This window comes from Streptomyces sp. JHA26 (genome assembly GCF_002005565.1).
Taxonomy (GTDB): Bacteria; Actinomycetota; Actinomycetes; order Streptomycetales; family Streptomycetaceae; genus Streptomyces.
The window spans coordinates 1-9,968 of sequence record NZ_BDJC01000105.1 but is presented as its reverse complement, the minus strand read 5'-3'; the positions used below and the strand labels follow the sequence as shown (position 1 = coordinate 9,968).

2 protein-coding genes are annotated in these 9,968 nt (G+C 74.0%); both read right to left on the bottom strand.

Going from position 1 to position 9,968, the window contains the following annotated elements:
* Positions 1 to 5,649: type I polyketide synthase (locus JHAT_RS32815; protein WP_143660589.1), on the bottom strand; the 5,649-nt coding region annotated here is incomplete at its 3' end.
* A 127-nt stretch (positions 5,650 to 5,776) separates the two neighbouring features.
* A partial coding sequence (locus JHAT_RS32810) for an SDR family NAD(P)-dependent oxidoreductase (RefSeq protein ID WP_143660587.1) occupies positions 5,777 to 9,968 on the bottom strand: 4,192 nt, incomplete at its 5' end.

The window sequence follows — 9,968 nt, the reverse complement described above, 5'->3', positions numbered from 1 at the left end:
AAGCCCATTGCTCGCACCGTCCTGGTTGACCGCCGAACCCCGCACCACCGCCAGCACCCGGTGCCCATTGCGCCGCGCATCCGACAACCGCTCCAGCAACACCACGCCGATGCCCTCGGCGAGCCCCATGCCGTCGGCGTTCGCGCCGAAGGCCTTGCAGCGGCCGTCGGCGGCGAGGCCGCGCTGGCGGCTGAAGGCGATGAACGCGCTGGGGGTGGGCATGACGGCGACGCCGCCGGCCAGAGCCAGCGAGCACTCGCCCTGGCGCAGCGACTGGGCCGCGAGGTGCAGGGCCACCAGCGACGACGAGCACGCCGTGTCCACCGTCACCGCAGGACCCTCGAACCCGAACGTGTAGGAGACGCGGCCGGACACGACGCTGGCCGCGTTGCCGGTCATGAGGTGGCCCTCGGTGCCCTCGGGCGCCTCGTGGACGCGGGGGCCGTACTCCTGGTAGTTGACGCCCATGAAGACGCCGGTGCGGCTGCCGCGCAGCGTCTGGGCGGGTACGCCGACGCGTTCGAAGGCCTCCCAGGACGTCTCCAGCAGCAGGCGCTGCTGCGGGTCCATCGCCTCCGCCTCACGCGGCGAGATGCCGAAGAATCCCGGGTCGAACTCGGCGGCGTCGTAGAGGAAGCCGCCTTCGCGCACGTACGTCTTGCCGGGGGCGTCCGGGTCGGGGTCGTAGAGGCCCTCGATGTCCCAGCCGCGGTCGGTGGGCAGTCCGCCGATCGCGTCGTTCTCGGACATGACCAGCTGCCACAGTTCCTCGGGGGAGGTCACTCCGCCCGGGTAGCGGCAGCTCATCGCGACGATCGCGATGGGGTCGTCGTCGGTCGGCAGTGCCGGGGGCGTGGTACCGGACACGGTCTCCGCGGAGCCGTCCGGGGCCGTGGTCGCCGACGCTCCGAGGAGCTGCTCCAGGATGTGGGCGCTCAGTACGGTGCTGTTGGGGTAGTCGAAGATCAGGGTGGCGGGCAGTCGCAGGCCGGTGGCCGTGTTCAGGCGGTTGCGCAGTTCCACGGCGGTCAGGGAGTCGAAACCGAGTTCCTTGAAGGCACGTCCGGCATCGAGCGTGCTCGTGTCGGCGTGGCCCAGGACGGCCGCCACCTGCTCGTGGACGAGGTCGAGGACGGCGTGTCCGCGTTCGCCGGACGCCAGGTCGGTCAGACGTTGCCGGAGCGGTGAGGCCGGGTCGGTCCCCGGGCCGCCGGCGGTGTCGCCGCCGCCCGCGGTGTTCTCCTGGTGGAGGCGACGGGCCTCGACGAGCTGGTCCAGCAGCGGGCTGGGGCGCGCGGAGGTGAAGACCGGGAGGAAGGTGTCCCAGTCCATGTCGGCGATGGCCAGGTGGGTCTGGTCGTGGTCGAGTGTCTGCTGGAGCGCGGTGATGCCGAGGTCGATGTCCATGAACCGCAGCCCGCGTCGGCGCAGTTGGTCCAGGTCCAGGGCCTCGGGGGCGTTGTCGCCGACCGCGTCCCACACGCCCCAGGCCACGGAGGTGGCGGTCAGGCCGTCGGCCCGGCGGCGTTCGGCGAGCGCGTCGAGGTAGGCGTTGGCCGCAGCGTAGGCGCCGTGGTCGCCGACGCCCCAGATGGAGGAGACCGACGAGAACAGGACGAACGCGTCGAGCGGGGTGTCGCGCAGCAGTGCGTCGAGGTGTGCCGCGCCGGCCGCCTTGGCGTTCATGACGTCGGCGAACTCCGCCACCGTCGTCTCGGCCAGGCCGGCCAGGTCGATGTGGGCGGCGGCGTGGATGACGGCGTTGAGGGGGCGGTCCTCGGGTACGGAGGCGAGGACGTCGGCCACGGAGTCGCGGTCCGCCATGTCGCAGGAGGTGACGGTGACCTGGGTGCCGAGCTCGGCGAGTTCGGCGACCAGCGCCTCGGCGCCGGGCGCGGCGAGACCGCGGCGGCTCGTCAGGATCAGGTGCTCGGCGCCGTTGCGGGCCAGCCACCGGGCGAGGTGGGTGCCGAGGGCGCCGGTGCCGCCGGTGACGAGGACGGTGCCCCGGGGCTTCCAGGTGCGGGCGGGACGCCTGTCGCCCAACGGCGCGGGTTCCAGGCGGCGCAGCATGACCCCGGACGCTCGGACGGCCACCTGGTCCTCCGCGTCGGTGCCCGCGAGGACGCCGGCGAGCCGGGTGCGGGCCCGTCGGTCCAGGGTGGCCGGCAGGTCGACCAGGCCGCCCCACGTGTCCGGGTACTCCACGGCGGCGACGCGGCCCATGCCCCATACGGTGGCCTGGGTCAGGCTGGTCAGCGGGTCCGCGCTGCCGGTGGACACCGCGCCCCGCGTGGCGGACCACAGCGGCGCCCTGGTGCCGAGGTCGCCCAGGGCCTGGATCAGCGACAGGGTCAGCACCAGGCCGGTGCCGGCGACGGGGTGCTCCGGGTAGGGGGTCTCGTCCAGCGCGAGCAGGGACAGGACGCCGGACGGTGTGTGGTCCGCGGTGATCGTGCGGAGCCGTTCCGCCAGTACGGCCCGGTCGGCGTCGTTCCCGTCCAGGGTGAGGGTGACGACCTCGGCGCCGTGTTCCTCGAGGGCCTGCCGGGTGTCCGCCACCAGCGGGTCGTCGGCGCACGCCCCGGGCGTGACGAGCAGCCAGGTGCCGGAGAGCGAGGGGTTGGCCGCGCCGTCCGTACGGCGCCAGGCGGCGGCGTAACGCCATGCGTCGACGGCCGACTCCGCGCGTCGCCGGCGACGCCACTGGGCCAGGGCGGGCAGGACGGCGTCGAACGACTCCTGCTGCTCGACGGTGTCGAGGCGGAGCGTGGCCGCCAGCGTTTCCCCGTCTTCCCGTTCGATCGCGTCCCAGAAGATGGCGTCCGTGCGGTCGCCGTCCGCCATGCCCAGGGCGAGCGGCCGCGACGGCGCGGCCTCCAGCCAGTAGCGCTGGTGCTGGAAAGCGTAGGTGGGCAGTTCGACCCTTCGCGCCCCGGTGCCCTCGAACAGCTTCGCCCAGTCCACGGCCGCGCCGCCGACAAAGGCCTCCGCCACCGACGTGACGAACCGCTCCGGACCGCCTTCACCGCGGCGCAGCGAACCCACCGCCGTGACGGGCGTGTCGGTGTGCTCTTCAGCCGTCTGCTCGACGCCCATCGTCAGCACCGGATGCGCGCTGGACTCCACGAACAGGCGGAAACCGTCGTCCAGCAGAGCCTCGACGGCATCCGCGAAGCGGACCGTCTGCCGCAAGTTGCGGTACCAGTAGCCCGCATCGAGGGACGACGTGTCCAGGACACCGCCCGTCACCGTCGAGTAGAACGGCACGCTCGACGCCTGCGGGGCGATGCCCGCCAGGTCCCGCAGGAGAACGTCCTCGATCTCCTCGACATGCGCGCAGTGCGAGGCGTAGTCCACCGCGACACGACGCGCCCGCACACCGTCCGCCTCACACGCGGCCAGCAGCTCGTCCAGCGCGTCCGCGTCACCGGAGACGACCACGACCGACGGACCGTTGACCGCCGCCACCGACAGCCGACCACCCCAGCCGGCGAGGCGCTCGCGCACCGCGTCCACACCCAGCGAGACGGACACCATGCCACCCCGGCCGGACAGCGCACGGATCGCCTTGCTGCGCAGCGCCACCACCTTCGCCGCGTCCCCGAGCGACAGCGCACCCGCCACACACGCGGCGGCGATCTCACCCTGCGAGTGACCGATCACCGCAGCCGGCTCCACGCCCACCGACCGCCACAGCTCGGCCAGCGAGACCATGACCGCCCACAGCACCGGCTGCACCACGTCGACCTGCTCCAGCCAGGCATCCGCGTCCGCATCCCGCAGCACGTCGATGAGCGACCAGTCCACGAACGGCGCGAGCGCAGCCGCACACTCGGCCATCCGCTCCGCGAACACCGGCGACGAGTCGAGGAGTTCAGCCGCCATCCCGGCCCACTGCGACCCCTGCCCCGGGAACACGAAGGCGACGCCGATGCCGCGCCGGACGGTGCCCTCGACGAGGGCGGTGGTGCCACGGCCGTCGAGGTACGCCTGGAGTTCTCGTACCGCCGCCGTGGGGTCGAGGGCCAGGACGACCGCACGGTGGTCGAAGGCGGTTCGCGTGGTGGCGAGGGACAGACCGGTGTCGAGGCCGGTCGCCTCGGGGTGGGCGCCCAGGTGTTCCAGGAGGCTTGCCGCCTGGGCGCGCAGGGCCGTCGCGGACTTCGCCGACAGCACCCAGGGGACGGCCGGCAGGGCCATCGGCGCCGAGGCGGAGTTCGCGGAGGCGTCCGTGTCTTCCTGGTCCGCGTCGGCCTGCGGGGCGGGGGCCTCTTCGACGATGGCGTGGGCGTTGGTGCCGCTGATGCCGAAGGAGGACACGCCGAACCGGCGGGGCTCCTCACCCTTCGGCCACGGCGTGGCCTCGGTGAGCAGGGCGACGGTGCCGGAGGACCAGTCGACGTGCGGGGAGGGCTCGTCGACGTGCAGCGTGCGGGGCAGGGTGCCGTGCCGCAGCGCCAGGACCATCTTCATCAGTCCGGCCACGCCCGCGGCCGCCTGCGTGTGCCCGATGTTGGACTTCACGGAGCCGAGGAACAGGGGCTTGTCGGCGGTGTGTTCGCGGCCGTACGTCGCGAGCAGCGCCTGGGCCTCGATGGGGTCGCCGAGCTTCGTGCCGGTGCCGTGCGCCTCGACGGCGGTGACCTGGGCGGCGGTGAGTCCGGCGTCCGCCAGGGCGGCCCGGATCACTCGCTGCTGGGAGGGGCCGTTGGGGGCGGACAGTCCGCTGCTGGCGCCGTCCTGGTTGATGGCCGTACCGCGGACGACGGCCAGCACGGGGTGGCCGTTGCGGCGGGCGTCGGAGAGACGTTCCAGGAGGAGCATGCCGGCGCCTTCGGCGGGGCCGAAGCCGTCCGCGGCGGCGGCGAAGGGCTTGCAGCGGCCGTCGGCGGCGAGGCCGCGCTGGCGGCTGAAGCCCGTGAAGGTGCCCGGGGTGGCCATGACGGTGACGCCGCCGGCCAGGGCGAGGGAGCACTCGCCGCGGCGCAGGGACTGCGCGGCGAGGTGCAGGGCGACCAGGGAGGAGGAGCAGGCCGTGTCCACCGTGACGGCGGGGCCCTCCAGGCCGAGGGTGTAGGCGACGCGCCCGGACACCACGCTGATGGCGCTGCCGGTCACGAGGTGGCCTTCGACGCCTTCGGGGGCTTCGTGGACGCGGGGGCCGTAGTCGGGTGCGACGGCGCCCGCGAAGACGCCGGCCTGGCTTCCCTTGAGCGAGGCGGGGTCGATGCCCGCGCGCTCGATCGCCTCCCAGGCGGTCTCCAGCAGCAACCGCTGCTGCGGGTCCATCGCGGTGGCCTCGCGGGGCGAGATGCCGAAGAAGTCGGCGTCGAAGTCGCCGGCCTCGTGGAGGAAGCCGCCCTCGCGTGCGTAGGTGGTGCCCGGCCGGTCGGGGTCGGGGTCGTACACGGCGTCGATGTCCCAGCCGCGGTCGGCGGGGAACGGTGTGATGGCGTCCTCCTCGCCGGACACCAGCCGCCACAGGTCCTCGGGGGTGCGCACACCGCCGGGGAAGCGGCAGCCCATCCCGACGATCGCGATCGGCTCGTGGGCCGCGGCTTCCACTTCCTGCAGGCGGCCGCGGGTCTGATGCAGGTCTGCGGTGACCCGACGGAGGTAGCCGAGGAGCTTTTCTTGTTCCGACATCAGGACCTCACGAGCTCGGGAAGCTGGGCGTTCGGGGAGAAGGACAGGGCGGAACCCGGGGGGCTCACGAGGCGGTACGGATCCGCGGATGCGGCGGATGTGCCGGCGCGGGCGTTCACGGCGGTGATCATGCGGAGCCGAACCCTTCCGACGAGCCGAACTCCTGGTCGATGAAGGCGAACAGTTCGTCCGCCTCCGCGCTCTCCAGGTGCTCGGTGACGGCGTCTGCGCCGGCCGGCGGCGCTTCGCCGGGGGCCGGGGGCTGCCCCGGTTCCGCGGCGCCTTCGGTCGTCCCGTCGCCCCAGGCGGACACGGTGGACAGGAGTTGCCGGAGCCGGCCGCCGACCAGTTCGCGGGTCGCGGTGCCGGTGTCGGCGGCCCCGCGCAACGCGGCTTCCAGCCGGTCGAGTTCGGCGACCAGGGCGGAGGTGTCCGCGGCTGGGAGCGAGGCGTCGTCGGCGGGTGCGATCTCCTCGTCCAGGTGTCCGGCGAGGGCCTCCGGGGTCGGGTAGTCGAAGATCAGCGTGGCGGGCAGCCGCAGGCCGGTGGCCGCGTTGAGCCGGTTGCGCAGTTCCACGGCCGTGAGGGAGTCGAAGCCGAGCTCCAGGAAGCCCCGGTCGGCGACGACGGACACGGCCGAGCCGTGTCCGAGCACGGTGGCGGCGTGCTCCTGGACCAGCCGCAGCAGCGTCCGCCGCCGCTCCGCCGGGGAGAGTCCGGTCAGGCGCTGCGCCAGTGTCGGCTCGTCGGAGTGCCGCTGTTCCCGGACGAGTGCGCGCCGGGCCGGCGCCGGGCGGCGCACCAGGCCGCGCAGTACGGCCGGCGGCGGGGTGGCGCCGTGCGTGGCCTGCTCGGTCAGCGCCGCGGTGTCCAGGCGGGCGGGTACGACCACGGCCTCCGCGAGGCCGCCCGCCGCGTCGAGGAGTGCCAGGCCCTCCTGCGAGGAGAAGGGCATCAGGCCGACGCGGGTCATGCGGGACAGGTCCGCCTGGTTCAGGTGGCCGGTCATGCCGGTGCGCTCCGCCCACAGACCCCAGGCCAGGGACAGCGCCGGCAGGCCCTTCGCCCGGCGGTGCTGGGCGAGGGTGTCCAGCCAGGTGTTGGACGCGGCGTAGTTCGCCTGGCCCGCGGAGCCGAAGACGCCCGCGGTCGAGGAGAACAGGGCGAAGAGGCTGAGGTCGAAGCGGCGTGTCACCTCGTGCAGATGCCAGGCGGCCTCGGCCTTGACGCGCAGCAGGGCGTCGACGCGCTCCGGGGTCAGGGACGCCACCGTCCCGTCGTCCAGGATGCCCGCGGCGTGCACCACACCGGTCAGTCCGTGTCCGTCCGGCAGGTCGGAGAGCAGTGCCGACAGCGCGTCGCGGTCGGCGACGTCACAGGCGGCGACCCGTACCGAGGCGCCCAGCGCGGTCAGCTCCTGCCGGAGTTCCGGCATGCCGTCGGCGTCGGGGCCGCGTCGGCTGACCAGCAGCAGGCTGCGTGTGCCGTGCTGTTCCACCAGGTGCCGGGCGACGAGGCGGCCGAGGGTGCCGGCGGCGCCGGTGATCAGCACCGTGCCGTCGGGGTCCGGTGCGGTGGCGGGCACGCTGAGCACCAGCTTGCCGACGTGCCGTGCCTGGCTCATGAACCGGAAGGCCTCCGGTGCCCGGCGGACGTCCCACACGCGGGTGGGCAGCAGCCGCAGCCGGCCCTGCGTGAAGAGGTCCATGACCTCGGCCAGCATCGTCCCGATCCGGTCGGGGCCGGCTTCGCCCAGGTCGAAGGCCCGGTAGGTGATCCCCGGACGGTCGGCCGCGACGGCGGTGGCGTCCCGTACGTCCGTCTTGCCCATCTCGATGAAACGGCCGCCGTCGCGCAGCAGCCCGAGCGAGGCGTCGACGAACTCCCCGGCCAGGGAGTTGAGGACGACGTCCACCCCACCCGTGCCCGAGGTGCCGGCGAAGTGCCGTGCGAACTCCAGCGAGCGCGAGGACGCCAGGTGGGCGTCGTCCACGCCGAGCGCCCGCACGTGCTCCCACTTGGCCGGTCCCGCGGTGGCGAACACCTCGACGCCCCAGGCCCGGGCGAGCTGCACGGCCGCCATGCCGACCCCGCCGGCCGCGGAGTGCACCAGCAGCGACTCGCCGGAGCGTATGCCGGCCAGGTCCCGCAGTGCGTACAGCGCGGTCACGTAGACCACGGGGACGGAGGCGGCCTCGGCGAACGACCAGCCGTCCGGCACCCGCGCCAGCATCCGCTGGTCCGCCACGACCAGCGGGCCGAAGCCGCCGGACCAGATGCCCAGCACCCGGTCGCCCACGGCGAAGGACGTGACGCCGGGTCCGGTGGCCACGACCACGCCCGCTCCCTCACCCCCCATGAGGGCCGGGTCGGGATACATGCCCAGGGCGAGGAGGACGTCGCGGAAGTTCAGTCCGGCGGCCCGGACGGCGATCCGTACCTCGTGCTCGCCGAGTTCCCGGGTGGCGTCCGGCGCCGGCCGCAGCCGCAGGCCCTCCAGCGTGCCGTCCTCGGACGCCGTCAGCCGCCAGGCCCGTACGCCCTCCTCCGGCGTCAGCACCCCGTCGGCGGCCCCGCCGGCCAGTCGCGGCACCCGTACCCGGCCCTCACGCACGGCCAGCTGAGGTTCCCCGGTCAGTACGGCCTCGTGCAGGACGGCGAGGCTCTGCTCGGCGTCGTCGACGTCCACCAGCACGAACCGGTCCGGGTGCTCGGCCTGCGCGGACCGCACCAGCCCCCAGACGCCCGCGGCCGGCAGGTCGGCCGGTGCCTCACCGGCGTCCACGGCCAGTGCTCCGCGGGTCACCAGCACCAGCCGCGCCCCGTCGAGCCCGTCCAGCGCCACCCACGTCCGCACCAGGTCCAGCGCCCGGTGCGTGACCTCCCGAGTGGCGGTCACGACGTCGGCGGCGGCGTCCGACCCGAGGCTCACGAAGACCAGGCCGGAGGCGACCGAAGCGGAGGCCCACGGTTCGGCCAGCGCCGTCAGGTCCGTGTACTCCTCGGGGGCCAGGTCCGCCGTCCTCAGCGCTCCGAGCAGGTCGTCCGTGTCCGGCCCGACGACGGCGCAACGACCGCCGTCCGCGGCCACCGCGCCGGGACCGGCCCCACCGGGCGACTCGATCCAGTCCACGCGGTACAGGGCGTCGCTCGCGCCACCCGGCGCCGCCGCCACCACCTGCTCGCCGGTCACCTCACGCGTCACCAGGGCGTCGGCCGAAGCGACCACCGTCCCCGCCGCATCGGCGACCAGCACCGCCGTCCCGTCGGCTCCGGCCGGCGTGAGCCGTACCCGCAGCTCCGTGGCACCCGTCGCGTACAACGAGACGCCACGCCACACGAACGGCAGCCGGACGGCTGCGGAGCCCCGCTCCGGCTCCGCCAGCCATGCGTGCAGCGCCGAGTCCAGCAGCGCGGGGTGCAGCCCGTACCGGTCCGCTTCCGCGGCTGCCTCCTCCGGCAAGGCCACCTCGGCGAACACCTCGTCGCCGCGCCGCCATGCCGCGCCCAGCCCACGGAACGTCGGCCCGTACGCCAGTCCCGTCGCGGCCAGCCGCTCGTAGAGCCCGGTCAGATCGACCGGCTCGGCACCCGCCGGCGGCCACGCGCGCAGCTCCGCGTCGGCGGCCTCGTCGGCCACGGTCCCGGCGGCGAGGACACCTGAGGCGTGCCGCGTCCACGCCGCGTCGGGCAGGCCGTCGGGCCGGGAGTAGACACCGAGTTCTCGTCGCCCGCCGTCTCCCGGTCCCTCCAGTGTCACCTGGACGGAGACGGCGCCGTCCTGCGGAAGCACCAACGGCGCCTCCAACGTCAACTCCTCCACCCGATCGCAGCCCACCGCGTCCCCGGCACGCAACGCCAGCTCCACGAACGCCGTACCCGGCAACAACGCCACCCCGGCCACCGCATGATCAGCCAGCCAACCATGCGACGCCAACGACAACCGACCCGTCAGCAACACCCCACCCGAGGCCGGCAACGACACCGCCGCCCCCAACAACGGATGACCAGCCGACACCAGCCCCACCGAACCCACATCACCAACCGACACCACCCCCGGCTCCAGCCAGAAACGCTGACGCTGGAAGGCGTAGGTGGGCAACTCGACGCGTCGAGCGCCCGTGCCCGCGAACACCCCGGCCCAGTCGACGGTCGCACCGCCGACGAACGCCTCCGCGGCCGAGGTCAGGAAGCGCCCCAGGCCCCCCTCACCGCGGCGCAGTGAACCGACTGTGGTGACGGGGGTGTTGGTGTGGGTCTCGGCGGTCTGCTCGATGCCCATCGTCAGCACCGGATGCGCGCTGGACTCGATGAACAGG